The organism is Cyanobacterium sp. Dongsha4, from assembly GCF_036345015.1.
GTDB lineage: Bacteria > Cyanobacteriota > Cyanobacteriia > Cyanobacteriales > Cyanobacteriaceae > PCC-10605.
Window position 1 is genome coordinate 3,589,272 of sequence record NZ_CP084098.1, and the last position, 26,767, is coordinate 3,616,038.

At 34.5% G+C, this 26,767-nt stretch carries 25 protein-coding genes and 1 tRNA gene; 15 read left to right on the plus strand and 11 right to left on the minus strand.

Translation table 11 applies throughout. The annotated features are described in order from the left end of the window. Positions 1–89: 89 nt before the first annotated feature. The gene (locus Dongsha4_RS15445) at positions 90–773 is read right to left on the minus strand and encodes a M28 family peptidase (protein WP_425590804.1); all 684 of its coding nucleotides are present in this window, start codon (positions 771–773) and stop codon (positions 90–92) included. A 332-nt stretch (positions 774–1,105) separates the two neighbouring features. Here Dongsha4_RS15445 and Dongsha4_RS15450 point away from each other — a divergent pair, with 332 nt between their 5' ends. From Dongsha4_RS15450 to Dongsha4_RS15465, 4 genes are all read left to right on the plus strand, one after another. Continuing rightward, a complete protein-coding gene (locus Dongsha4_RS15450; protein ID WP_330203203.1) occupies positions 1,106–1,708 on the plus strand; it encodes a hypothetical protein in 603 nt (200 codons plus the stop codon). A gap of 92 nt (positions 1,709–1,800) precedes the next feature. Beyond that, positions 1,801–3,618 carry a serine/threonine protein kinase gene (locus Dongsha4_RS15455; RefSeq protein ID WP_330203204.1) on the plus strand — a complete coding sequence of 606 codons (1,818 nt, stop codon included), beginning with the start codon at positions 1,801–1,803 and terminating at the stop codon, positions 3,616–3,618. Positions 3,619–3,689: 71 nt separating this feature from the next. After that, a complete protein-coding gene (locus Dongsha4_RS15460; RefSeq protein WP_330203205.1) occupies positions 3,690–3,890 on the plus strand; it encodes a hypothetical protein in 201 nt (66 codons plus the stop codon). Then, positions 3,890–4,036 carry a LuxR C-terminal-related transcriptional regulator gene (locus Dongsha4_RS15465; RefSeq protein WP_330203206.1) on the plus strand — a complete coding sequence of 49 codons (147 nt, stop codon included), beginning with the start codon at positions 3,890–3,892 and terminating at the stop codon, positions 4,034–4,036. The genes Dongsha4_RS15460 and Dongsha4_RS15465 overlap by 1 nt, the downstream gene beginning before the upstream one ends. Before the next feature lie 65 nt (positions 4,037–4,101). Here Dongsha4_RS15465 and Dongsha4_RS15470 read toward each other — a convergent pair whose 3' ends face one another. The 4 genes from Dongsha4_RS15470 to Dongsha4_RS15485 all read right to left on the minus strand — a co-directional run bounded on the left by Dongsha4_RS15470 (position 4,102) and on the right by Dongsha4_RS15485 (position 8,852). Next, positions 4,102–7,257, minus strand: coding sequence for an efflux RND transporter permease subunit (locus Dongsha4_RS15470; protein ID WP_330203207.1), 3,156 nt, complete (start codon positions 7,255–7,257; stop codon positions 4,102–4,104). A 93-nt stretch (positions 7,258–7,350) separates the two neighbouring features. Beyond that, the gene (locus tag Dongsha4_RS15475) at positions 7,351–8,067 is read right to left on the minus strand and encodes a cobalt transporter (RefSeq protein WP_330203208.1); all 717 of its coding nucleotides are present in this window, start codon (positions 8,065–8,067) and stop codon (positions 7,351–7,353) included. Between the two features lie 84 nt (positions 8,068–8,151). Further along, a complete protein-coding gene (locus tag Dongsha4_RS15480) occupies positions 8,152–8,568 on the minus strand; it encodes a PIN domain-containing protein (protein WP_330203209.1) in 417 nt (138 codons plus the stop codon). 2 nt (positions 8,569–8,570) lie between these two features. Further along, a complete protein-coding gene (locus Dongsha4_RS15485) occupies positions 8,571–8,852 on the minus strand; it encodes a DUF2281 domain-containing protein (protein WP_330203210.1) in 282 nt (93 codons plus the stop codon). A 187-nt stretch (positions 8,853–9,039) separates the two neighbouring features. Between Dongsha4_RS15485 and Dongsha4_RS15490 the strand changes: the two genes are divergently transcribed. Beyond that, entirely contained in the window at positions 9,040–9,342 is a 303-nt protein-coding gene (locus Dongsha4_RS15490; RefSeq protein ID WP_330203211.1) for a hypothetical protein, read from the plus strand. Positions 9,343–9,364: 22 nt separating this feature from the next. Here Dongsha4_RS15490 and Dongsha4_RS15495 read toward each other — a convergent pair whose 3' ends face one another. From Dongsha4_RS15495 to Dongsha4_RS15505, 3 genes are all read right to left on the minus strand, one after another. Beyond that, positions 9,365–10,054 (minus strand): glycoside hydrolase family 24 protein, encoded by a 690-nt coding sequence (locus Dongsha4_RS15495; protein WP_330203212.1) that lies wholly within the window; start codon positions 10,052–10,054, stop codon positions 9,365–9,367. Positions 10,055–10,136: 82 nt separating this feature from the next. Then, the gene (locus Dongsha4_RS15500) at positions 10,137–10,565 is read right to left on the minus strand and encodes an HNH endonuclease (protein ID WP_330203213.1); all 429 of its coding nucleotides are present in this window, start codon (positions 10,563–10,565) and stop codon (positions 10,137–10,139) included. Next, the gene (locus Dongsha4_RS15505; protein ID WP_330203214.1) at positions 10,558–10,959 is read right to left on the minus strand and encodes an STAS/SEC14 domain-containing protein; all 402 of its coding nucleotides are present in this window, start codon (positions 10,957–10,959) and stop codon (positions 10,558–10,560) included. The genes Dongsha4_RS15500 and Dongsha4_RS15505 overlap by 8 nt, the downstream gene beginning before the upstream one ends. 110 nt (positions 10,960–11,069) lie before the next feature. On the opposite strand from Dongsha4_RS15505, the gene rppA reads away from it, so the two are divergent. The 5 genes from rppA to Dongsha4_RS15530 all read left to right on the plus strand — a co-directional run bounded on the left by rppA (position 11,070) and on the right by Dongsha4_RS15530 (position 15,249). After that, a complete protein-coding gene (rppA, locus tag Dongsha4_RS15510; RefSeq protein ID WP_330203215.1) occupies positions 11,070–11,783 on the plus strand; it encodes a two-component system response regulator RppA in 714 nt (237 codons plus the stop codon). Between the two features lie 86 nt (positions 11,784–11,869). Continuing rightward, on the plus strand, positions 11,870–12,100 hold the full coding sequence (locus Dongsha4_RS15515; RefSeq protein ID WP_330203216.1) for a type II toxin-antitoxin system HicB family antitoxin: 231 nt from the start codon (positions 11,870–11,872) through the stop codon (positions 12,098–12,100). A gap of 10 nt (positions 12,101–12,110) precedes the next feature. Beyond that, complete coding sequence (gene rppB / locus Dongsha4_RS15520) at positions 12,111–13,475, plus strand: two-component system sensor histidine kinase RppB (RefSeq protein ID WP_330203217.1); 1,365 nt, start codon at positions 12,111–12,113, stop codon at positions 13,473–13,475. 43 nt (positions 13,476–13,518) lie between these two features. Further along, positions 13,519–14,244 carry a 16S rRNA (guanine(527)-N(7))-methyltransferase RsmG gene (gene rsmG / locus Dongsha4_RS15525; RefSeq protein ID WP_330203218.1) on the plus strand — a complete coding sequence of 242 codons (726 nt, stop codon included), beginning with the start codon at positions 13,519–13,521 and terminating at the stop codon, positions 14,242–14,244. A 132-nt stretch (positions 14,245–14,376) separates the two neighbouring features. Further along, positions 14,377–15,249 (plus strand): S-methyl-5'-thioadenosine phosphorylase, encoded by an 873-nt coding sequence (locus Dongsha4_RS15530; protein WP_330203219.1) that lies wholly within the window; start codon positions 14,377–14,379, stop codon positions 15,247–15,249. A gap of 122 nt (positions 15,250–15,371) precedes the next feature. Here the strand turns inward: Dongsha4_RS15530 and Dongsha4_RS15535 are convergent, their stop codons facing one another. Beyond that, positions 15,372–15,752, minus strand: a complete 381-nt coding sequence (locus Dongsha4_RS15535; RefSeq protein ID WP_015218197.1) for a DUF7682 family zinc-binding protein — start codon at positions 15,750–15,752, stop codon at positions 15,372–15,374. Between the two features lie 807 nt (positions 15,753–16,559). Between Dongsha4_RS15535 and Dongsha4_RS15540 the strand changes: the two genes are divergently transcribed. Both Dongsha4_RS15540 and Dongsha4_RS15545 read left to right on the plus strand, forming a co-directional pair. Then, positions 16,560–18,278, plus strand: coding sequence for a choice-of-anchor Q domain-containing protein (locus tag Dongsha4_RS15540; protein ID WP_330203220.1), 1,719 nt, complete (start codon positions 16,560–16,562; stop codon positions 18,276–18,278). 57 nt (positions 18,279–18,335) lie between these two features. Continuing rightward, on the plus strand, positions 18,336–21,158 hold the full coding sequence (locus Dongsha4_RS15545; RefSeq protein WP_330203221.1) for a choice-of-anchor Q domain-containing protein: 2,823 nt from the start codon (positions 18,336–18,338) through the stop codon (positions 21,156–21,158). Between the two features lie 335 nt (positions 21,159–21,493). Here the strand turns inward: Dongsha4_RS15545 and Dongsha4_RS15550 are convergent. Next, a tRNA-Val gene (locus tag Dongsha4_RS15550) sits at positions 21,494–21,565 on the minus strand. 45 nt (positions 21,566–21,610) lie between these two features. Here Dongsha4_RS15550 and Dongsha4_RS15555 point away from each other — a divergent pair. Together Dongsha4_RS15555 and feoB are read left to right on the plus strand one after the other, a co-directional pair. Then, the gene (locus Dongsha4_RS15555; protein WP_330203222.1) at positions 21,611–22,177 is read left to right on the plus strand and encodes a metal-binding protein; all 567 of its coding nucleotides are present in this window, start codon (positions 21,611–21,613) and stop codon (positions 22,175–22,177) included. 71 nt (positions 22,178–22,248) lie between these two features. Beyond that, positions 22,249–24,078: a ferrous iron transport protein B gene (feoB, locus tag Dongsha4_RS15560; protein ID WP_330203223.1), complete on the plus strand. Its 1,830-nt coding sequence runs from the start codon at positions 22,249–22,251 to the stop codon at positions 24,076–24,078. Positions 24,079–24,311: 233 nt separating this feature from the next. Here the strand turns inward: feoB and rlmN are convergent, their stop codons facing one another. Continuing rightward, a complete protein-coding gene (gene rlmN, locus Dongsha4_RS15565) occupies positions 24,312–25,340 on the minus strand; it encodes a 23S rRNA (adenine(2503)-C(2))-methyltransferase RlmN (RefSeq protein ID WP_330203224.1) in 1,029 nt (342 codons plus the stop codon). 247 nt (positions 25,341–25,587) lie between these two features. Between rlmN and Dongsha4_RS15570 the strand changes: the two genes are divergently transcribed. After that, positions 25,588–26,568, plus strand: coding sequence for a DnaJ C-terminal domain-containing protein (locus Dongsha4_RS15570; protein WP_425590766.1), 981 nt, complete (start codon positions 25,588–25,590; stop codon positions 26,566–26,568). Positions 26,569–26,767: the final 199 nt, after the last annotated feature.

Genomic DNA, 26,767 nt, shown 5'->3' on the forward strand with positions numbered 1-26,767 from the left:
TTTGGTTCTATTTATTTATCCAATTCAAACTGATCATTTATGCAACAATGAGCAAAAATAATTTCTCCCAATCCTTCCAAATCGATTAATTAACTGTGTGTTAAATGTTTTGTCACTAAAATCAATCCTTCCACCACTTTGGCAAAAAAGTCTAAATCCAGACTAGCAATAGTGTCGCTATGTTTATGATAGTTAGGGTTTCGCAAAAACGCAGTATCGGTCAACAATAAGCCGTCATAACCACATTCCCAGAAGGGAGAATGATCACTCAAAGTTATTTCAGGAAAACTAGCCCCCCTATCAGGCACACAGAGAAACCTTGTCGGTAAATGACGACTAAAAATTTTATTCATCTCCTGTACCAGTAAGTATATTTCCTGATTAGCAACGAGGGCTAAATAATCACCTTTACTACCAAATAAATGATACATCTCAGGTTGAGGATAATTTTGAACCTCACTGGTAAAACCTAACATTTCCAATGAAATCATTAACTTCAAAGGTTGTTTTTGCTGTTTTAACTGTCGTGCTAAAGCCTTACTTCCTCTCATGCCCCATTCTTCCTGATCAAATGCCACTAACCACAGAGAGTGATTTAAAGATTGTTGGGCAAATATTTCCGCCAGTTGAAGTAAAGCCACCACCGCCGTGCCGTTATCATCTGCTGCCGCAGTATCTGGTACACCGTCATAGTGGGCACCAATGAGAATCGGAGCTAATTGGGGACTATTGCCTTCGAGTTTAAGGATTAGGTTACAGCCTTCCATTTCCATACTAGGAAAAATATGCTTTTCAACTTTTCCACAGGCGTTTAATTTTGTTTCAATATATTCCTGTACTTTGTGATAACCCCAATTATTCCAGACGGGATGACGGGGAATGCAAATAGCTTCTAATTCCTTCTCTAAGGTTGATAGACTAAAGTTGTAGGACATGACTTTCATTTAGTGTTGTCATTATTTGTATCATAAAACAAAAAAATAGGACATTATATTGCAAATTGTTAAGACAAAAATATTTTTTTCCTACTACTGCATAATTTAACCAAAATAACTGGATAAATATATAGAAACGAAAAACATAAAATTTACTGGAGAAATTAACCATGACAGAACAAAATGTATCTCAAAAACCAATTATCAAACCTGCAATTACACGGAAAGGAAATCTCGATGTTGAGAAAATTAAAGTAGGGGAGCATTTAGCAGAAATTCAATACTATAAAGTAGTTAAAGTTAACCCTAAAACCATTAAAGTTGTTAGTGATAAGGGAGTAGAATCAAATATTGATAAAGATTTAGTTTTAGAAATGTATTCAGCTAGTCAATATCAAACAGAAAAATATATTAATCGCACAGAAATCAACAATATTTTAACGAATATAGGACAACAAATATTTACTGTTAACTTCAATAAACAAGTTAAACCAGCCGATATTAAAAATAAGCTATTAACTGCCATTAAAGACGAAGAGGGAAATCCCCTTAGTTATGAAGATATTGAGAAAAATTTGAAGACAATTAGTAAAGATTTAAACAAGGGAGAGGAAAGAACTTTAATTGGTTATTTATTAGAAATTAATAATGAAATGGGTAGAAGCAGTGCCATTGATTTGGAAATAGAAAGAGGTAAAAATCGCTTACGTCAAATAGATCACCGTACCATTAATTATTTAATCTTTAAAAATACAAAATATATTGTTAAATAACTTATAAGGATCTCAAATATCTGAAGTTTTATAACAGCGAGAAAAAATCCCTAAAAATACTAATTAAGTTAATAAAAAAACAATAGGTTAAAATGAATAACTTACCAGACTTTAATCCTTTTGGTTATAAACTAATTAAACAATTAAATCATAATCTTCAAGGGGGAAGAATTACTTACCAAGCTATTGATTTAAAAACTCAGCAATCCGTTGTGATTAAACAATTTCGCTTTGCTACCACAAACAATTGGGATAGCTATAAAGAAATTGAAAGAGAAATAGAAGTTTTAAGAGAGTTAAATCATTCTGGTATTCCTCGCTATATTAGCCAATTTGACTCCGAAGAAGGATTATGTTTAGTTCAGGAATATAAATCCGCTCAACCATTATCTAGTTTTACTACTTTAAGTTTAGAAGAAGTAACGAATATTGCTAAACAACTCCTCGACATTCTAGTTTATTTACAAGAAAGATTACCCCCTATTTTTCACCGTGATATAAAACCAGAAAATGTTTTAATGGATCAAAACAAAGAAATCTATTTAGTAGATTTTGGTTTAGCGAAAATTGGTCATCAAACAATGGCATTAAGTACGATGATGGGAGGTACTTTTGGATTTATGCCTCCTGAACAATTGCATAATCAACAATTAACCGAAGCCTCTGATTTATACAGTGTTGGTATGACTTTAATTTGTTTAATTACTAATACTAAATCAGGAGATGTAGGCAGTTTAATGGATCTTTCAAGTAATAGGGTGATGTTTGATAAAAAGATGCCTAATGTGGGTGTTCATTTTGTCAACTGGTTAGAAAGAATGGTTGAACCTAATCCAAGTTTGCGTTATCAAAATGCTAAAATGGCTTTGGACGCATTAGAAAAAAAATCAATTATTACTAGAGAAAATTTTAAAAAAGAAAGGTTGACTTTTACTTTTCTCTTTGTCAGTTCTATTATCATTATTACTACACAAACAGCGTTTGCTTTTATTTACACTTTTATTAGTATTTTTATAGTTATATCCTTGGTTTATATCAGGTTTATAAAATCAGTTAATTATACAGTAAAAAAACAACTTAATAGTAGAAAAAAAGAATTACAAAAAGAACGAATCAAGATAACAAAAGCTATAGAAGGTGAGAAAGATAATGTTAGTCAAAAATTAATAGAACAACAGCAAAAACAAAGACAATTATCAAATCAAGAAGAAGATGAAATTATCCGAGTAAATAAACCTTTAGAACAAAGAATTTCTAATATAGAAAGAGAATTGAGTCAGTTACAAAATAATAAAAATCAAGAAATTAGTCAAGAGTTGAAAAGAATACAAAATGATTTTATTAATCGTGAACTTAATCAACCTATTAATCCTGATTCGGTGGAGGGTATTGGTCAAAGATTCTTACAAAGATTGAATAATGCAGGTATTGTTCGAGTTTGTGATATTAGTTATTATCGTGCTAGAAATATTAACGGAATAGGGGAAGTAAGGGCTTCTAATTTGGTTAATTGGCGACAACAAGTGGAAGCAAACGCCAGAAATAATGTTCCTAGAATATTACCTTTCTATCTTCAAGAAAAAATCGATAAAAAGTATTTAGATTTGTCTAATCAATTAAGTGAAGAGAAGGTAAAATTAAGAGAAAATATTAGGATTAATCAAATTAATATTAATCGTAAATATAAACTAGAACAAGAAAGAATTTTAGATGTAATAGTAAGAATAAAAGAACAAGAAACACACTTAGAAAATAGTCTATCTATGCAAAAACAAGAAAATCAGTTGATGATGGTAAAACAAGAATTAGATCGTGTTGCTGAACAGTTGGAAGTTTATCGTCAGTGGACTTTTTCTCGTTATCTAATTAGTTTCCTTTTATTTCGTTCTGAAATTAATATCAAAAATTGATCTTTGACCATTTTTATTATCTTTATTTCCACTTTTAATATTCATAATTAAAGTTAGTATATTTACCTAAAATGAACAAATTTATTCTTAAACCAACAGACGAAAATTTAGAACGCCTTAAAAAAGTTAAAGGAACAACAGTTTATTGGCATACAGCCGATTTTTTCAGATATGATTCTGCGATTGAAGATGAATTATCTGTTATTTTTGATGCTTATAGCGATGTTTTTTGGGGATGGAACACTACTGACAAAACAGAATTCTCGAATTGATGGCACAAGGAAAATCGAATCAAGAAATTGCCAAAATGCTTTACATTACTTCTGGTACGGTTAGAGTACATACTCATTTTATGATTCAAAAATTAGGAGTATGCGATCGCACTCAAGCTATTCTTTTATTTCACAATTTTTCTTAATGAATGAACCAGATTGAAATTCATGAAAATTGATGGGCAATACCCATACCCATCCTATAAAATTTTTAATTAACAGCTATTCTGGCTTTTTTTTGAACAAAATCATTGATTTTCCCTTCATTTTCTCTTGATTTCGGCACTAACCACTTACCAAATTGGGCATAAAGGGCTGGTATCACCAATAAAGTTAAGGCTGTAGAAGTAAATAACCCCCCCAAAACGACGATCGCCAAAGGTTGTAGTATTTCATTACCTGCACCACTAGCCATGGCTAAAGGCAACATCCCCAAAGCCGAGGTTAAAGCCGTCATTAAAATAGCGTTTACCCTTTCTAAAGAGCCTTTATACACTACCACTTTCACAGGAATATCTTGGCTAAATTTTTGATTATAGTTATCCACCAATAGTAAGCCATTCCGTACCGCTACCCCAAAAAGGGTAATAAAACCGATTAGAGATGCGATCGAAATTACCCCTCCTGTTAACATAATGGAAACGATACCCCCCACTAAAGCTAAAGGTAGGTTTATCATAATGGCAATGGTAGCAGGTAAAGATTTCACAGAGAAAAACATGAGAATCATAATAACTACCGCCGCCAGAATACTATAAAGGAGTAAGTTATTAGTGGCATTTTGTTCCGCTTCAAATTGTCCACCATATTGGATAAAATAACCGTTAGGTAATTGGACTTTTTCTCGGATAGCCTTTTGAATATCACCGACAACACTACCTAAATCACGCTCGGCGACGTTGGTAGAAACCACAATTAAACGAGAGACATCTTCCCGGTTAACCACATTCGCACCCATGCCATATTCTACTTTCGCAACGGTTTGCAAGGGTATCATATCCCCTGTCGGGGTTTTAATGGGAATTGAGCCAATAGCGTCTAAGTTATTCCGAGCAGATTCGGGTAAACCTACCATAATATTAACTAATTGCTGATTTTCGGGGACTTGAGAGACAATTTGACCATTTAAAGCCGTTTCTACCACTTCCGAAATTGCCGACATGGTTAAACCATAATTAGCCGCCGCTATTCTGTCATAATTAATTTGGACTTGACGAATAGGTAATTGAGGTTCTAGTTGTAAATCCACTACTCCTTCGATGGGTGCGATCGCATCTCTGACTTGTTCACCAATTTTACGCAATTCTACCAAATCCGAGCCAAAAATTTTAACGGCGATCGCACTTCTGACTCCTGATAAGACTTCATCCATACGATGGGAGATAAAACCACCAATATTAGGGGCAACACCGGGCAACTTGAGAAATTCCTCCCGTAACTGTTGTACACTTGCTTCTCTATTTTTTAAGGCTAAATCGCTTAATTCTACGTCAACGTGAGCCATATTTACTCCCGCACCATCCGCATCCCCCGGTGCCCTTCCAGCCCTTACTTGTACCCACTCATATAATGGATTCCCTTCTAGTGATTTAGAAAGTGCCATTCCTGCTCGATTCGTCATGTCAAGGGAAACTCCGGGGAATAACACCATAGAGTTAACCATCGATTTTTCTTGAAATTCAGGTAAAAATACCCTTCCCAAAGAAGGTGCGATCGCAATAGTTGCCACCAAAGAAGCCAAAGCAACGCTCAAAATTAATTTAGGTGCTTGGAGGGCAATATTTAATAAAGGGCGATAAAGTCTTTCCGCTAAACGGGAGATAAAAGTACCCTCTTGAGGTAGCCTTTGGTTAGCTAATAAAATGGTACATAAAGCAGGAGAAAGAGTCATCGCCACCATCGTAGAAGCCACAATGGATAAGAGATAAGCAAAACCCATCGGGGCAAAAATACGCCCTTCTACCCCCGTTAAACTGAAAATAGGGGCAAATACCACGATAATAATTACCGTCGAAAAAATTACCGCCAATCGTACAGCAACAGAGGTATCATAAACCACTTGAAAAGGATGTTTCGGCGCACCGATAGCCTGATTTTTCCTTAACCCACGATAGCAATTTTCCATATCTACAATGGAATCATCTACCACAGATCCGATCGCAACTACCAAACCCCCTAAAGTCATGGTATTAATCCCTAAACCAAAGGCTTTCATCAACATTAAGCCAATCAAAAGAGATAAAGGAATCGCGCTGAGGGTAATAATTGCCGTGCGCCAATTCATCAAAAATAAAAGCATTACCACAGAAACAATAATAATCCCCTGAAGTAACGAACCACTAACATTACGAATAGCAGAATCAATGAAATTTGCTTGGCGAAAAGTTCTAGCTATCTGCACATCCGCAGGAAAAGTGCCTTGTAAAGACTCAATTACCCTTTCTACTCCCTTCGTCACAGTGGGGGTATCCACATCAGGTTGCTTGTTAATCATCAATACCACCGCAGGTTGCCCATTAAAACTAGCATCCCCCCGTTTTAAAGCCGAAGCAGTTTTCACCTCCGCCACATCTTTCAGCAAAATGGGCTTATCCCCTTGCACTTTCACTACTGACTGCTGTAAATCTTCAATAGATTTAATCTGCCCAATACCTCTAATTAACAATTCTTGCCCACCACCAATTAAAAAACCACCGGGGGCGTTAGAATTTGCTCCCCTTGTGGCTTGAGTCACCTCATTGAGGGAAACATTGAGAGATTTTAATTTATCAGGATTAACTAAAACTTGCTCTTGTCTTTCATCACCACCATAAATGGTAACTTGAGAAACTCCTGCTACAGATAAAATTTGATTGCTGAGGGTAGTTTCCACTAAACGGCGTAAATCCATTAATGATGTTTGCCCTTCACCATTAACCGTAAAAGCGTATTGTAAAATAGTCCCCAATGGAGACACTAAAGGCGAAATTTCTGGGGTATGAGTGCCTTCAGGTAATTGACTTGTTACCTGTTGCAATCTTTCCGTTACCGCTTGTCTCGCTTTATAAATATCCGCATCTTGGTCAAATACAACTTGTACCATCGATAATCCCACCTTAGAGGACGATCGCACCGTAGTAACACCGGGTAAACCATTTACCGCACTTTCAATGGGTACAGTAATTTGAGCTTCTACTTCTTCCGGTGCAAGTCCAACAGCTTCGGTTTGAATATCTACTTGAGGAGGGGCAAACTGGGGAAAAACATCTAAGGGCATTTGAGTTACACTAATCACCCCCCAGATAGTAACAAAAATGGCGGCGATAACGATAAACCATCTTTGGGCGATCGAATTTTTCAGTATTTGATTGAGTAATGAGTTGAGCATTGCTAAAAAATATTAATATAGGTTCGTAGTGAGGGCTTTAGCCCTTATTTTCATGGACGTATATAAGCCTTAAAAGGCTTACCACAAACCAATTTATTCTTCGGAAGTGTAATTATATTGACTATTAGATTTTTTTTTATTTCCATCACCTGTAAAAGCAGAAATGGTAAATAAACCGATTAATCCAGCTATACCTAAGCCACCAATGGCGATTAATGTTTTAAAAATGGGAAATCCTGCGGATTTTTCGCTATTTTCTCCAGAATTCACGAGATTTCCGTCTTTATCATGACTATGGGGTATTCCCTGTTGATCAGCTTGTGCGTGGGTAGTATTATCGGTAATTATTGGCTTACTGGTAGTTGTTTCCTCAGTATTAGAAGTTGTTTCGGTGCTATCTGCACTTTGAGTTTTACGGGATTCTGCATAAAGGGATAAACTACCCTGAGTGACTAATTTTTCCCCGATGGATAATTCTTTGGTTACTTGAATAAAATCCCCTTCTGTTACACCAGTGGTTACTTCTACTGGTTCATAAAAATTGTCATACTGCACAAAAACTAATTGTTTACCGTCTGCATCCACTAAAGCAGTAACGGGAATCATCACCCCTACACTATCGCCGGATGCTTGTTCAATGGGTGTGACTTCAATGCCTAATAAGCTATCGGTTTCGGGTTTTACTTCTACTTTCTCAATGCCTCCTGTTGCCTGAAAATCATCTCCATGTCCGACATGAGCATAAGATATACTTGGAGTGCTGAAAATTAAACTAAGGCTTAAAATACTTATTAGTGATAATGATTTCATGGTAACTCCTCACTTGAGTTCGATAAATTGTCTTCATAGTTTGTCACAAGTGAGATGAAATTTAGATGAAATGAGCTTTTATGATCAATTATTTCTTAAAAGAGCAATAAAACCAGCTTGTTCAAAATGTTTATCATAAGCTAGAGCCTCAGATATATCCATTTCTTTCATAATGATAAAAGAAACACAATCAGTTAAACTCCATTGTTTATCAGGACGTTGTTTATATAATTCCAAACCATCTTGAAACTGTTGATCATTTTGGGCAACTATTATAATATTAGATTTCTGAGCAAGTTGTTCAATAAATTGAGTTGTGATTTTACGGAAATTTTCACCTCTTTTAGAAAATTCATTTAATAACTCAGCTAATACCATTTTAGTGGTGACAATAGTAACAGATTTCAATGATTGAGATAGTTTTTTCACTTGATTATGTAAATCATCATAAGGATTGAGTAAAGCAATCCAATAACCAGTGTCAGCAAATACTTTTTTCATTCTTATATCTTGTCTGATCCAGATAAATAATGATCTAAATTCTTCGATAAATCAGTCGGTAATTTTTGCCATTCCTGATCAGGTATTTGTTGACTAATTTTTTCGGCAATTTCCCAAATTTCTAAAGATTCATGATTGATATTTTCATTCTCTTTATTCATTGTTGATTTTTTGTTCTTATACTCTAAAAATTCAGCAAAATTCAGTAATTCTTGCTGTTTTTCTGGAGATAGTTGACGAAATTTTTTCATGATTAATTCTTCGTTTATTATGGCTTGAGTCATCCTTTTGAGCCTCCTATTTAATCCTCTAAATTTTCCTGACTATTTCTTTATTTTATCGTTCAAAGAGCAAACTCAGAGAAATCTCACCGTACTCATCTAATCTTGAAATTTTGACACTTTGTCTTTTGACATGAAAATCATTCAATGTCTATATTTTTGCTATTCTGAATTATTTGGTCAATTTTAAATGAGATTAGCCTTAAAAGACAAAAAACTAATTCAAATCGGTATTGCACCCCATGACGGTATCTTTTGCATCGGTATTTCACCTCACGGCTTAATTTCCATCGGTGCGATTCCTCATGGTGTAGTTTCGATCGGTTTAGTGCCTATGGGTGTTTTTTCCATCGGTTTAGTTTCTATGGGAATCTTTGCTTTCGGACAGATTACTATGGGGTTAATTACTTATGGAAAACAAGATATGAGTTTGATGCGATTAAATGTTGAACAGCAGGAGTCTGCACCTCTGAATCATCATAATCACCATTAATTTTGTTTATTTCTCCCTCGTATTATCTTTTCTGGTTTTTCAATTCTTGGGCTAAAAAATAACGATAAAGTTGAGGTAAATAAGGTGTCATGGAATTATCCTCTATTCCTCCCCCTAAACTTGTCCATACCCCGGATAATTCTTTCAATACTTCTTCTACTCGATCTTGTTTCAGTAAAGTTAATATATCAATATTCCATTGATGATGATCTTTGAGCCATTTATAAACTACTGCATCTTGATATTCTGGCTCAAAACTATAGCTAATACCATGATTACTTTTTTGGGGTGCAGGATGATATTTAGACGCTTTTTCTTGCCAAGTAAAATTTAAAAATTGATAACGACCTGCTGCTGTGCTACATTTTCCCTGATTAACTCTTGTTTTAATAGGAATACATTGGTTGGGATGTTGTTCTAAATTATGAACATGATCTCCACCATACAAAAGAAAATAAGAATTTTTATGATTCGATTCACTGGCAGAAATGGTTAGCATTAAGGCTCTAATATAGGGATCACCTCCTGACATTGCCAGTTGTGGTAATTCCGATACCAAAGGGTAATTTATGTCTAATTTTCTCTCTTTTTGAATGATTTGAATAATCGAAATAAATGCGATTATAAAAAATAAAGTTGATGCTATTTTAAGGGTTTTTGTAAGTTTATTTTGTTTGAGATTGTGTTTAAAATTGTTATGGGAAATAAGCATTATTTTTAAAATGGAAATATAAAAATATGGTATTGTTTTCAACTTTAACATGACTAAGATGAAATTGAGATGAAATGAGCTTTTAGATATTAGGGGGATGTTTGCCGATAGGATACAAAATTCGACGTAAATTGACTAATCCGTCTCTATTTAAACGTAAAACTTTGACTGAAACTCTACCTTTTGCAGTGATGCCAATGATTAAATCATAATTATTATTCCATTGAAAATGAGCTTCCCAATTATCTTTTCTAGGGTTAAATAAAGTAACTATTTGACCACTTAATTCCTCATATTCATCTGTTTTATTATATTTATAATTATTGCAACCTTGACAAGCTAAAGCTAAATTTTCTAAAGTTGTTTTACCTCCTTTGCTAACAGGAAAAATATGTTCAATAGAAAATCTTTGAGTAGCAAACTGCTCTTGAGATAAACAATATTCGCAACAGTTTTTAGCCCTTAATCTAACTATATTTTTCAGATCTTCTGTTAATTTATAATTACTCATTGTCAGTAGGTTTGATTTCTAATTCATCCATTAACTTTTCTAAAGAACATCCTCGTAAATTAGATAATTCTACTAAATATTTTAGGCGTTGATTTTGGTGGTTTTCTATCAATTCTGTTAATGTTAATAACTCCTCATATTCATTGTTATTTAATTCTTCTTTTTGTCTTTTTGTTATTAGTAATTGATACTTGTCTTGTATGTCTTTACTTAAAACTTCATTAATATTTAATAGTAATTCGGTTTCTTTATTCGATAAATGATTGGTCAATTTTTTTGCTCTAAATGCTATTATGTTTAGCATAAATTCTTCCATTTCAGTATTAGTTAATTGTTCTACTGCTTGTAGTAAATCTTCTTTTGACAGTTGAGCTTCTAATTTTATTTTTGGCATTAATTTTTTCTCCAAACTTTATTTTGATTATCATTTTATCAAGAAATTTTTGTCTTTTGACAAAAAACAGTTTAATATCAAGATCATCATTAACTTAATTACCTGAAACTATGCGAATTTTATTAGTAGAAGATGAAGAAGATTTAGGATTAGCTATTAAACAAGTTTTAGTCAATGAAAAATATATTGTTGATTGGGTAACGGATGGTAAATCAGCTTGGGATTACATTCAAAATTCATGGGCAGATTATTCCGTAGCTATTTTTGATTGGCTTGTGCCTCATTTATCAGGGATTGAGTTATGCCAAAGACTTAGACGACAAAAAAATCCTTTACCTGTACTGATGTTAACTGCTTTAGGGGATGCCCAATCCCGTGTTACTGGCTTGGATAGTGGTGCAGATGATTATTTGGTTAAGCCTTTTATTATGGATGAATTGTTAGCAAGATTGAGAGCATTACAGAGGCGATCGCCCCTTTTTTCTCCTGCTAATTTAACTGTAGGCAATTTTACCCTCGATTATGGCAATAATTCCTTAATTTATACCGTTGTTGAACCTTCCCAAATCATTCCTTTAACCGTTAAAGAGTTTCAAATTTTCGCTTATTTAATGCAGAATTGCGATCGCATCATCTCAGGAAGTAAAATCAGAGATCAACTGTGGGATTTTGACTCAGAAGCCGTAAGCAACGTTGTAGCGGCTCAAATGCGTTTACTACGGCGTAAATTAGCTAATTATGGTTGTGATTGTCCCATTGAAACCATCAAAGGTCAAGGTTATCGCTTTAATAGTTCTTGTGTCAAAATGTCAAAATATAGATAAATGGTGGTTTAATGAAGTAGTCAAGATGAAAAAAGAGCAATGCAAAAAAAAATAAGAGAATTAAAAGACATAGAGGAGGGTAAATAATGACTTATAAATATAGTATGGTAATTCAATGGTCACAAGAAGATCAGCTTTTCTTAGTTCACTTACCTGAGTTTCCATGGCAAGAATTTCACACTCATGGAAAAACTTATGAGGAAGCAGCGAAAAATGGACAAGAAGTAATTGATAATTTAGTAGAAATGCTCATTGAGGAAAAACAACCCCTTCCTGAACCGAGAATACTTCCTGTAAAGCCTTTACAAGTGGCTTAATTAATATTAGATGAATACCCGTCAACTATTCCGTCATAGTCGTATTCGTTTAGCCTTTTGGTATGCTTCGGTGATGGCTTTTATTCTTAGTTTACTGAGTATAGGGGTTTATCGTTCCCTCGTCGAATCTAAATGGTGGGCAATTAAACAAGAAATGGAGTCGATCGCAGGTACGCTTCATGATAGTTTAGAACCGATGTTACCGACTTCTGGTAATCCTACTCAGGTTTTAAAGACAATTTTTCCCGAACTTTGTCTCGTAAATCAGCCCTGTAGCAATAATTCTTCCCTAATTCAACGTCACACTATTGGAATCAGCGATCGCACCACCTATTATCTACGTTTGTTTGATCATCATCAGAATTTATTGGCTTTTTCTCCCCATCAACCCTCCCAACTGTCTTCCCGTCTCGAATCTGATAGTTGGCAAATAGTCAATCTTCCTAATGGTACTCGTTATCTGCAATTTTCTATAATGTTGCATAGTGGTAACAGCCATAATCAACCAAATCATTCTCATCCCCCTGCATCTTGGGGTTATCTACAAATTGGCAGAAATTTAAGGGTTTTTGACGGAGAAATTAAACAAATACAATTAATTCTCTTAATGGGATTTCCTATAGCTTTAACCTTAGTGGCGATTTCCAGTTGGGGGCTTTCTGGATTAGCTATGCAACCAATTTATGAATCTTATCAACAACAACAACAGTTTACCGCTAATGTGTCCCATGAATTAAAAACTCCCCTTACCAGTCTTTTAGCTACCGTAGAAGCAGTCAACCGTTTGGAAAATAGCCAAGAAAATACCCAAACTTTACTCAACACCATTGAACGACAAGGGAGAAGACTAAGCAATTTAATTACTGACTTGCTTCTACTAACCAGTCTCGAACAAAATTCCTCTCAAAAACAGTTTCAACCCTGTTGCTTAAATGACTTAATTAACGATTTAACGGAAGAATTTTTGGAATTAGCCGTGAGTAAAAATATTGACTTAACTAGCGATGTTTGCGATCGAGAAATTTATACCCTCGGTAACGAGTCGGAACTTTATCGCCTAGTCGCTAACTTAATCGCCAATGCCCTTCAATATACTCCCAAGAGCGGAAAAGTTAATATTAGTTTAAATAATAACCAGAAAAAAGCTATTATCAAAGTTCAAGATACAGGAATAGGTATCTCGAATGATCAACAAACTCGTATTTTTGAACGTTTTTATCGTGTGGACAGCGATCGCAATCGTAAAACAGGAGGTACAGGATTAGGATTGGCGATCGCCTCTGCCATTGCCAAGAAACACCAAGCATCTTTAACCGTTGAAAGTTTTGTTGGAAAAGGAAGTATTTTTATTTTGAAAATTAATCTAATAAATTAGGCTTTAAAATAATTATGGCAATAACCTAACTTAATCATTAACAATGGAAGAAAAACAAATATTACCTCATCATTTAGAATTATGGCAAAAAACTCTTAATTGGACTCCTTCTCCTTCAATATTAGAAAAATGGCAAGAATTATATAATCACATTTTGATCAAGAATAAATACTTAAATTTAACCCGTATTACTACTGTGGAAGAATTTTGGGAAAAAAATTTATGGGACTCTTTAGCCCCAATTATTGATTATGATTTAAAGAATAAAAAAGTCGTTGATATTGGTACTGGTGGCGGTTTTCCTGGATTACCCTGTGCGATCGCATTTCCTGAGTCTGAATTTATCTTAATGGATTCGATCGCCAAAAAAGTTAATTTTATTGATGAAACAAAACAAATATTAAATATAGAAAATATTATTACTTTAATTAACAGAGCAGAAATAATTGGACGAGATATAAACCACAGAAACAAGTATGATTTTGCCCTAATTAGAGCTGTTGCAGAAATATCTGTTTGCTTAGAATATACTTTACCATTATTAAAACAAGGTGGAATTGCAATTTTATATAGAGGAAATATTGAACAACAAGAACAAGGAAAAATAGCAAAAGTTGCCTATAAATTAGGAGGAGAGTTAATCGAAATTATTAACAAAAATACTCCTATCAATAACTATACTCGTAATAATGTTTATATCAAAAAAATAACCAATACCCCGAAAAAATATCCTCGTGAAGTAGGAAAACCCACTAAAAACCCATTATGAATTAAATTTAAAGTGAAAATTGAGAATTGAGAAAGCCTTAAATGAAAACCTTAAATATTAATAACCTTCTGACAATCATTTCGTTAAACTGAATATTAAAGATACCTTACAAACAAATAAACAATCAAAAACATGGAAGCGATTAAAATAGGCATTATTGGGGGCAGTGGTTTATATAAGATGGAAGCCCTACAAAACATCGAAGAAATAACCATTGAAACTCCCTTTGGTAAAACTTCCGATAATCTCATTACAGGCGCACTAGATGGTGAGAAAGTGGCATTTTTACCCCGTCACGGTAGAAATCATCATCTTTTACCCTCAGAATTGCCTTTTCAAGCTAACATTTATGCCCTTAAACAGTTAGGGGTAGAGTATATCATTTCTGCTTCTGCGGTGGGTTCACTACAAAAAGAAATTAAACCCCTAGATTTAGTTATACCAGATCAATTTATCGATCGCACCAAAAACCGTCCTGCCACTTTTTTCGGAGAAGGAATTGTTGCTCATGTTGCTTTTGGACATCCCACCTGCTTGCAATTAGGAGAAATTTTAGCCAAAGCTATCACTAATCTGAACTTAGAAGATATTGAATTACATCAGGGAGGAACATACATTTGTATGGAAGGCCCTGCATTTTCTACCATTGCTGAATCTCACTTGTATCGTAGTTGGGGGGCAAGTATTATTGGCATGACAAATTTAACCGAAGCAAAATTAGCCAGAGAAGCCGAAATTGCTTATGCTACCCTCGCCCTTGTCACAGACTACGACTGCTGGAATCCTGAACATGATCATGTCACCGTTGAAACAGTTATTCAAAATCTGCATCAAAACGCTGTCAATGCCCAAAAAGTGATTAGGGAAACAGTGAAACTCATCGCAGAAAACCCCTTTGTTAGTAAAGCCCATTCAGCCTTAAAGGATGCTATTATTACTCCCTTAAACAATGCCCCAGAAGCTACCAAGGAAAAGCTATCTTTATTGTTGAAAAAATATCTTTAACCGAAGTTTTGTACTAATCAACCTGAGTAGGGAGTCGGGATAGGAATCTTAGTTCACCTGACACCTGCTACCTGACACCTGAAACCTCCTCATTCTTAAGCCAAAAAGAGGTTACTTATCAATCATCTCCCCGGTTTACAAACATTATAATCTTCATGGGAAACTACAGCCTCTGGAGCTACAAAACTACCATAATCCCTACAAATAAGGCGATAATTTCTTGTGACGGGAATACTGATAATGAAGCGATCGTGTCTCAGTCTTTTTCCCCTAAAATTTGTATAGCAAGTTTGATTTTGAATATGCTTTATTATCTGTCGAGCCTTTAACACTACATTTTTAGGCAACGAACTTAAATCGATAGGATCATTACAAAAAGTCTCCTGCCAAGCATTTTTTTCTCTTCTTTTCTGTTCCCTAAAAGAATGTTTTTGTTCACATCTATGACAAACTTTGCCGTAACCGCTATGACCACAGGCAAATTTTTTCTTTCTTCTCGACATGACCTTGACCTCCAATAATTTTCAGTATGATTAAATGTGCCGAGAATCCGTTAGTTGAGCAGTTAAACTAATTTTTTTCCTAATTATTTTTTATTTTTATCAGCAAATTGTTTTGATTTCAGATGACAAAAATTATCAAGGTAGTTGACTGATACCAATTATTTCTCTATACCGTTGATAATTAGTATTTGTTCTGCAAGATAAGTTATTTTTTATAAAGTAATTAATCATAATAAAATATACGGTATTAAATAAGATAATTAGTATTTTATGCCCTAATAATTCTGAAAATATAATCTTATTAATTTGCAAAGGAAAAAATTTTGATAAATAATTAGTCTAAAAGCCCTTATCTAACATTGATCCCCTCACAATACTAAGGATACTCGATGGTTCTTAGAATCAACAAACTTTATTTAATTTTATTAAGACTTTCTTTACAAAACTTAAAAATAGTCTCAATTAATGAGAAAAAAATCCCCTCAAACTAAATATTATTCCCCCAAAAAATTAACATAAATTAATGCAAATTAATATTGCTTAATATATAAGCAAACCTAGAAAATAAAATAAGTAATAATGCTTAGGATAAGTAACAAATTTTTTTTTGAAAGAGATATTAATCAAGAATAAAGGGCAAATAGAAAAGAAAATAAATCGAGAAAAAATTATTTAGAACCCCAATTTTTTTTGTTAAAATTCCCATAGCAGAGAGCAATAACATAAACTATATTGATATTACTTAAGTAATAGATTATATTTAATGGTGACTTTAGTAAAAATTAATTTAATTTAGGTGAGGAGAAGATGAATCCAGAAGATTTTTCCGCTCAGGTAACATTAAACGTAACCACCACTGAGGATCAAAATGATGGTAGTGCCGCCAATGGTTTGTCATTAAGAGATGCTATTATTCAGGCAAATGCAGATCCACGACGGGAATACATCATTAACGTCCCTAATGGTACTTATAATCTAACTATTACTGAAGATGGTTCTCTTGATATTAATAGTAGTATTTCTATTATCGGTGCTAGTGCAGGTAATACAATTATTTCTGCCAGTTTTTTAGGCGATCGCATCTTTAACGTTTCAGGTACAGGAAATCTAAATATTGCCAATTTCACCCTCCAAGATGCCAATGTAGCAACAAATAGTCAGTTAGATACCAATCTTGATAATTTAGGGGTTAATCTGGATGGTGGAGCTATCAATATTCAATCGTCAGGAAAGGCGACCCTAGAAAACGTAATTATTGCTAATAATAGAATTAATGGAAAAGGTGGGGGTATTGCCAACAGTGGTTTATTAGAAATAAATGATTCTGTCATCCTACTAAATTTTTCAGTGGGTAACGGCGGAGGCATTTATAATGGCGAAGGAGGAAGGGCGATTATTAACCGCAGTAGCATTACCTTTAACTCTACCAGTAATACCATTAACCAAGAAACCCTTTTAGGAGGAGGAGGAATTTTTAATGATGTTGGTGGGGAAATGACCATTATTAATGGTACCATTTCTAACAATACCAGTTTGATTGGTGGAGGTCTTTGGGCGCAAGGAGAAAGTACAACTATCATCAATAGTACGATCGCACGTAATAGCGGTTCTACGGGTGCTGGTATCTTTTCAGGTAATCCCCAAGATGGAACTGCCACAGTAAATACCATCCTTCGTAATAGTATTGTTGCGGAAAATACAAACAGTGAAGACATAAATGGTAATTTTAATCTTCAAAGTTCCTATAACTTAATTGGTACATCAGCACGAGGAACTCTGGTTAATGGTCAAAATAATAATCAGGTGGGAACAGTTACCCAACCTATAGACCCCCAATTAGGTGATTTACCAAGCGAATTTACCACCACAGACGGAGCATCGAAAATATTAGTTCACCCTCTCGAAGCAGGTAGCCCGGCTATTAATGCAGGAAATAACGCCGTTACTAGAATTAGAGATTTAAGTAACTATTTCGGTAACACAGACCAAAGAGGAGAACCTAGAATAAATGATGGTGTTGTGGATTTAGGTAGCTACGAATTTAACGAAGATTCTGGAATTAATAGCGAAACTATCACTCCAGGATTGACTAACCCCATTATTCGTTTTCAGAATACCCAAGTACAAGGAACTTATCTTTTTGTCGGAGAAGCCGAAGCTCAAAATGTGAGAACTAATCATCCTATCTTTCGAGAAGAAGGAGAGGCATTTCGGGTCGCATTTAACCCCGAAGACGACTTAATAACCATTTATCGTTTTCAGAATCAGAACCAACCCGGAACATATCTATATGTAGGGGAACAAGAAAGACAAAGTGTTTTACAAAACTACTCTAATACTTTTATAGAAGAAGGAATCGCATTTTATGTCTATGGTGCAGATGCCAATAAAGGAACAGATATTTTCCGCTTACAAAATTTAGATGTCCCCGGAACTTACATTTATGTAAAAGAACAAGAAAAGAATAATATACTTGCTAATTTTGATAATTTCCGTTTAGAAGGAGTTGCTTTTGAAGTAGCTTAAAAAATTTCATTAAACTTATAAATTCTAATTCACATCATTTAAAAAAGAGGTAAAATTATGACTACCACATTTAATTTAAGCAATAGAGAAGTTTTATTTGTAACAACTACCCAAGATGAAAACGACGGTAGTTTTAGCGGCTCTGGCTTATCTTTGAGAGATGCTATCTTGATAGCAAATAGAGACAATACCAAAGAATATACTATTTACATAGTTCCAGAATTACTCAATGATATTGAGCAATTTGCTGACTCCGAACCCATTACCTTTAATTTGGATGTCAAAAATACCATTCAACCTCCTACCACTGACGAAACAACTCTTGATTTAGATACTCTTAAAGAAAGTAGAAAAACAACTGGAGATTTAGACATAGCAGGAAGAGTAAGCATAATAGGTGCAAAAATTAATCCTGATCATCCACCGAGTAGCTTAAATCCAGATAATATCAATCCACAAAACTTATTGCCTGAAGACAGTAATCGGATTGTAATTAGTGCAGAAGGTTTAAAAAACACTTTTGAAGCCTTTTCTTCAGGAGGAGAAGATAATCCAAATCCAAATTTACCCAGTAACTTATTCACCGTGGGAGATCGCATTTTTGAAGTTGAATCTGGTGCTAATTTAACACTGGAAAATTTGACCATTCAAGATGGATTACTTATTAATCAAACATTAATTTCCGTAGAAGAAGGTATTATTAGTATTGGTAATATAGATACACTCCCCAATGGTGCAGGACTTTATGTCAATACTGGAGCAAGAGCAATCCTTAACAATGTCGTTGTGGCGAATAACAAAACCGAAGGGCAAGGGGGAGGAATTTATAATGACGGGATTATTGAAATTAATAACTCTTTAATTAAAACCAATAACTCTGAACCTGGTTTTCAAGAAATTGTTACAGAAAGATTAGATGAAAATGGAAATCCTATCCTAGATGATAACGGAGAACCTATTATCGATGTCGATATAATTGACACTGGTTCAGGGGGGGGACTTTATAATAACGGTACAATGACCGTCAAAAATAGTTCTATTATTCGCAATTTTATCACCTCTGGAACTCCCACCGATATAGCTGGTGCTGGTGCTGGTATTTATAATTTTACCAATGCAACTTTATTAGTTATTAATAGTACTATTGCTGAAAATGATGGTGGTTTCGATGCTGGAGGCGGAATTTATAATCAATCAAGAGCAACAGTTATCAACTCCACTATAGTTGATAATACAGGTCAAGTTGGTGGAGGTATTTTTTCTGATACAATCAACGCCAATACGACTTTAGTGAATAGTATTGTTTTAGCTAATAAGCCGAAAACTTTGATTGAAGAGGAAATAACAACTACATCTGTTTTTTTCAATCGCACGGCAAACTTTTTTGACCGTAATCGCAATCCTATTTTTAGTGATGAAAATGGAAATCCTATTAATACTAATTTACAATTTGATTTTTACAATGGAAAGGTCTTTTTTGAAAATCCAGATCCATTTGCTCAACAGAATCTACAAGATATTACAAACCAGATTAATTTAGATAATGTCGTTTTTGATGAGGAGGGTAATATTGTTTTCGTTTTTAATAACTATTTTGGCTTAGATGAAGATAACTTTTTCAATCAAAGATTTAATAGTGAAGATGATAACCTTGTTTTCAATGTCGATAATAATTTCACCTTTGCCTATCGGAAAAATTTTAACGAGAATATACCTTTAAATAGTCGTTTTGAAGAAATTACCAATGATCAAGGTGAAACAGAGAAAGTTTTAATTATCTCCGAAGATAGCATTGTTAGCTCTAATGTGACATTTGATCAGGACGTATTTTTGATTGACACTAGCGGAAGTTTTGAATTTTCCACTTTTGATAATCGTTTAAGAGTTGATGATGACAATAAAGAGCAAGTGTTTTTTGTTTATGGAAATAATACTGCCACGGATGTTTTAAATATTAATGAGGTAAGAACATTTCAGGAAGAAGTAATAGAGACAATTCTTGTACCAGTTACTAACCCGGGTAGCCCTAATGATTTAGATGGTTTTTTTGATCGCAGTACGAGATCTAATCTAATTGGCATTAATACTGCAAATGGAATTTTAAATAATGTTAATGATAATATATTTATTGGTTTTGTCAGCAATATTGATGAAAATGGAAATCTCTTGCAAAACGGTATTTTATTCGATAACAATGACAATCCAATCTTAGTACCTTTCCAACAAAATGAAGATACAATCGCTTATATTCCTGCTGATAATAGTCCTGCCATAAATGCAGGAAATAATAATATTATCGAATTACAACAGTTTTTCTCTCCTAATCCAATCGATCAATTAGGTAATCCTCGCATTAATAACGGTAGAGTTGATATAGGTAGTGTGGAATCTGGCTATATTGATACTCAGGGGGTGTTAACAGAAACAGACTCTTTGCTTAATACTCCTATTATTCGTTTTCAAAATCGGGATGTTGCAGGAACTTATCTTTATGCTCAAGAACAAGAAGCCCAACAGATTCGATCGCGCTATCCTAATTTTATAGAAGAAGGACAAGCATTTAAAGTTGCCACCTCTGCATCTGACGGGTTAGTTCGCATTAATCGTTTTCAAAATACAGACACCCCGGGTACTTATTTATTTGCTACCGAATCCGAAAGCGTATCCATTCGCCAAAATCATCAAAACTTCAAAGAAGAAGGAGTGGCTTTCTATGTTTACGGTGCAGATGCAGGTATCGGTGAGGATGTTTACCGTTTTCAAAGTTTGAAGCTACCTGGTACTTATTTATTTGCATTAGAAGCAGAGAAAGACAACATTTTAGCTAATTATCGTAGTGATTTTCGTTTGGAAGGAGTCGCTTTTGAGGTAGCCATTTAAAGTAGCTATTTAAAAACATTACATCTCAGTTCGACAGAAAAATTGTTGGGAGATTAAGGTGTTAGAGTGTTAGGGGATTAGGGTGAAACAAATTCTTAAAGTACGGAAGTCACTAATCAACTTCAGGTTTAAGAATATCGGGTAAGGTAAGGTTTCAGGTTTCAGGTGTTAGGAGATTGGGGTAGTTTACTTTTTCCTATAAGTTTGCCTTCTGCAACCCCTAACTACTTGCCTTGATGATGTCTATCTAAAAATATAGAAACTGACTACACTCTCAGTAATAAGGATTTACAAACAACCAAGTAAACGAGTATATTGGAATTTGACTAAAGATATGGGCGATACTGGATTTGAACCAGTGGCATCCTGCTTGTAAGGCAGGCGCTCTACCGCTGAGCTAATCGCCCTTAACTCACATTTATATATTATAGCTAGTCTTTAAAAAAAATGCAATGCCTTCGGGAAAAATTCACGATCAAATTACTTGGTTTTGTTTACCTCTTGTTATCATCCTCTTTTTTATTGTCACTAAATCCTTATTATTAACTACTTTGGGGGGTTTTGGGTTTGTCTTTAGTGGTTTGATGTTTGGTCCTGATTTGGATATTTATTCGATACAATTTCAACGTTGGCGTTTCTTTCGCTTTATTTGGCTACCCTATCAAAAAACTTTAAAGCATCGTTCTATTTTTTCTCATGGTTTCTTATTAGGTACTCTTATTCGATTAATTTATTTGAGTTTGATATTATTCATACTAGCAATTTTAGGAGTTGCGATCGCACAGTTAATATTTGGTTTTGGATGGCATTGGCAGAAATTCATATTTAACAGTTACAGAGTGTTGAAAAATAACTATTGGCAAGAAGTATTATCATTATTTATAGGTTTAGAGTTAGGGGCGATGAGTCATTACTTAGCCGATGATATTGGTAGTAAATGGAAATCTCGTCAAAGAAAAAAATCTGTTTCTCGCAAAAAAAGCAAAAGAGTTGTCAGAAAAAATACCCGTAGAAAATAAACCTTGAATTTATAGAGTAGAAGCTGTTACCCGAAGTTTTAAACCTATTTTCTTAATTCTTAATTTTACTTATGTCCTGTCATTCTGCTACCACGAAAGTTTTACCAAATTCTCAAAAACGCATTGCCGTCATTGGGCAACCAAATACTGGAAAATCAACTTTTTTTAATCGCTTAACGGGGAGTAATGCTTCTGTAGGCAATTGGTCTGGTATAACTGTGGATTTATTACAGGCAGAAATTCACCTTAATAATGAAGCAGTGGAAGTGGTAGATTTACCCGGTATTTATGATTTTAATGGCTTTTCTGATGATGAAAAGGTGGTGCAGAGGTTTTTGGAAACTTTTCCCCTCGATTTAGCTATTATTATTATCAACGCTACTCAAATCGATCGCACTTTAAGATTAATATTAGAGATGAAAAGGTTGGGATTACCTTGCGTCGTTATGTTAAATATGGCAGACGAAGCCAAACGCTATGGAGTAGAAATAAATCACCATCAACTGCAAGAGATTTTAGAGATACCTTGTTTTTTAATTAGTGCCAAATATGGTAAAGGTTTTACCCAAGCCATTAAAGGCATGGAAAAGGCACTATCTACCCAAGAAGATTCTTTCATTCTCAAAGATATTCATGATTTTCTTTCCTCCAATCCTGTAACAGAGACAGAAATTAACTCGATTTTGGAGAAAACCGTCAAAATACCCCCTGAAGAAATTAAAACGATTACTGATAAACTCGATCGCATTTTACTTCATCCTATTTTCGGAATACCACTTTTTTTTATCTCCATGTTAGGAATATTCTTTCTAATTTGGTATCTCGGTTTACCTTCTCAAGACGTTATGGGAAATATCACCGATTGGATTGGTGGGCAAATTATCGAGCCAACTATTCAACCACTGCCCGAAATAGTGCAAAATTTCCTCCTTAACGGGGTTTGGTTAGGTGTAGCAACTGTCGCTTCTTTTGTACCTTTAATCGTTATCTTTTTCTTTGTAATGGCGGCGGTAGAGGATAGTGGTTATTTAGCTCGATCGGCTTACCTGATGGATGCTTTAATGGAAAAAGTAGGGCTAGATGGCAGGGCTTTTGTCATGCAAATGATGGGATTTGGCTGTAATGTTCCTGCTTTAATGGGTACAAGAGTAATTCGATCGCAACCTATGCGTTGGTTATCTATGTTAATTATACCCTTTGCTCTTTGTTCTGCAAGACTAGCAGTATTTGTTTTTATTATTGCCGCTATTTTCCCTCCCAATTTAGGCCCGATTATTCTTTTTTCTCTCTATTTACTAAGTTTTATTGCTAGTTTTTTTGTCGCTTTTGTATTTAGTAAAACCAAAGAATTTCAAAGTCAAGAACCTTTTATTATTGAACTCCCACCCTATAGATTACCCACTGTAAAACAAGTGCTTTTAAGAGGATGGGGAGAAGTAAAAGAATTTCTGAGAAGAGCAACTAATTTTATTATCATCGGATGTGTGGCGGTATGGTTTTTAACTTATTTTCCTGAAAAAAGTACAGGATTAGAGACTTGGGGAGGGCAACTGGGAATTTTATTACAACCTATTATGCAACCAATTGGCATTGATCCTTATTTAACTTTATCTTTAATTTTTGGCTTTATTGCTAAAGAAATCGTTGTGGGTTCATTTGCTACAATTTATGCGTTAAGTTCATCGGCATTAACTCAACATATTGCCCTAACTATCACTCCTGCGGCGGCAGTTTCTTTTTGTGTCTTTTGCTTATTATATACTCCTTGTTTATCCACCGTTGCCACCATTAAAGCAGAGTCTAAATCGACAATTTTTACTTTATTTTCTTTGCTTTTTTCTCTGGTTTATGCTTGGATATGTGCTTTTATTTTCTACCATTTGACACAAACATTTTTCTAACCTCAGTTATTCCATCAAAATTTTGACTTTAGACAAATTACAGGGGTTGAACATTGTTCAACCTTCACAATAGCTAATTTTGGGTTTACTCCGCTTTTGTCAAATTCCAGAAATCTTTGCAAAGTCTCAATCCTAGGATGATTATATTATTTTTTTATCTATGTATCTATCAATCTTAGGGTATTCTTGGAAATGTTTTATTGATTCAGAGAAGCGATCGCATCTTAGCATTTTTATGTCATTTTACTTGCTCGTAATTGCCCACAAGCGGCATCGGCATCCAAACCACGAGAATAACGCACACTGACGGCGATTTTTTCCTGTTGTAATAACTTTTTGAACTGATTTACCCTTTCAGGAGAAGGACGTTGATAATCGGCTTCTGAGATAGGATTATAGGGAATGAGATTAACGTGAGTCTGAAAACCATGAAGATGTTGAGCTAATTCTTGGGCGTGTTGGGGTAAGTCATTAACTTCAGAAAGTAAAATATACTCAAAAGTTACCCTTCTACCCGTCATTTTGACATACTCTCGACAATCGGCTAAAAGTTGCTCTAGGGGGTAATGATTGGCACTGGGAATCAGTTTTTCTCTCACTACCTGATTAGAGGCGTGGAGGCTAACGGCAAAAGTAATTTGTAATTTGTGTTGGGCTAACTCAAGGATTTTATTCGGCAAACCTACTGTAGATATTGTAAGCGATCGCGCCCCGATTCCTACATCTTCATTGATAGATTTTATGGCTTTCACCACTTGGGGTAAATTAAGTAAAGGTTCACCCATACCCATAAATACCACATTAGAGACTCTTTCACCAAAATCATTTTGTACTGTCAAAATTTGATCAATAATTTCATGGGCGTAAAGATTGCGAGTAAAACCTCCTTTTCCTGTGGCACAAAAATCACAAGCCATGACGCACCCCACCTGAGAAGAAACACACACCGTTAATCTTTTGTCTGTGGGAATCCCTACGGTTTCAATAATTAAACCATCGGCTAATTTTAATAAATATTTACGAGTGCGATCACTTGCTGTGCTACAATAATGAATCTGTGAACGTCCGATGATATTTTCTGCCTGATTTTCTCGCCACTGTTTCGGAAAAACGGTTATATCCATTAAAGATGTTGCACCTTTTTCATATAGCCATTGATAAAGTTGTTTGCCACGATAGGCAGGTTGCCCCTGATTTTCCACCCATGCAGTTAATTCTGATAAAGATTTTCCTAATAAAACTTCTTTTTCTTTTATTGCCATTTTCTCGATTATGAATAAAATTGATAGATAGAAACTAAAATAGTGTTTTGATTTGTAGATAAAAACTTAGTGCTTTCTTGCAAATAGTTGTTTTTGATTTCGGACATCATCCCACTTAACTTTTTCAATCACTACATCTTTTCAACTATCCCCGAATTTTTTACAAGAAATAGTAACTTTATGTTATTTGTGATCAAAGTATAGAATATTATTTTAACCTGAGAAGAAAAAATCAAGTATGCAAGGAATGGAATTCAAAGATTATTATTCAGTGTTAGGAGTAGATAAAAAAGCCTCTGGAGAGGAGATAAAAAAAGCATTTCGTAAATTAGCCGTTAAATATCATCCTGACAGAAATCCTGATAACAAAGCGGCAGAGGAAAAATTTAAGGAAATTAGCGAGGCTTATGAGGTTTTAGGAGATACGGAAAAGCGGAAAAAATATGACCAATTTATCCGTTATGGCAGACCTATGGGGCAAAGAACTACAACTAGAAATACAGCGAATTGGGGCAATACCTATCAAACAAGAAGCTCTAATGACATGGATTTTGATTTTGGTAAGTATAATAGTTTTGATGAGTTTATTGCTGACTTATTAGGAAGACCTTTTGGTAATACACGCACTCAAACTACTGGTTTCGGAGATTTTGGCGGTTTTAATACTGGTGCAACTGCTAGTCAAGGGAGAGGAAATGATATTGAAAAAAGCATTAGTCTCACCTATTATCAAGCCTATCATGGAGTGCAAACAAAATTAGATTTAGGCTCAGAAATCGTTACTGTCAAAATTCCTGCGGGGGCAAAAAATGGCACAAAAGTCAGATTAAAAGGAAAAGGACAAATTAACCCTATTAGTAATCATAAAGGAGATTTATATTTAAAGGTTGAGTTAAAACCTCACGATTTTTTCTCTTTTGAGGATGATAAATTAGTGTGTGAAGTGCCAATTACTCCTTATGAGGCTGTTTTAGGAGGAGAGGTTAATGTGCCAACTCCTGAAGGGGAAGTTATGGTTAAAATTCCTGCAGGTATTCGTCACGGGCAGTCTTTACGTCTTAGAGGCAAGGGTTGGAGTAATCCTAAAGGTGGTAATGGTGATTTATTAGTGAAAATTGCGATCGCAACTCCTAAAAATATTTCTGATCAGGAAAAAGAATATTATGAAAAAATTCGCTCAATTAGTCAAGATGATCCTCGTTTGTCATTGAAAAATATCAAATTGTAATTAAAATTTACTGAATATGTATGTAGGTGAAGATAGGGCAAGGGGCAAAGTTAAAAGGGCAAAGGGCAAGGGGCAAAGGTAATAAACCATTAGTAATTAGTAACTTCCGCACTTTAAGAATTAGTTTCTTCTAATCTCTTAACTCTTAACTCGTTTCTCCCCCCGCAATAACCTCACACCTGCAACCTGAAACCTTTTT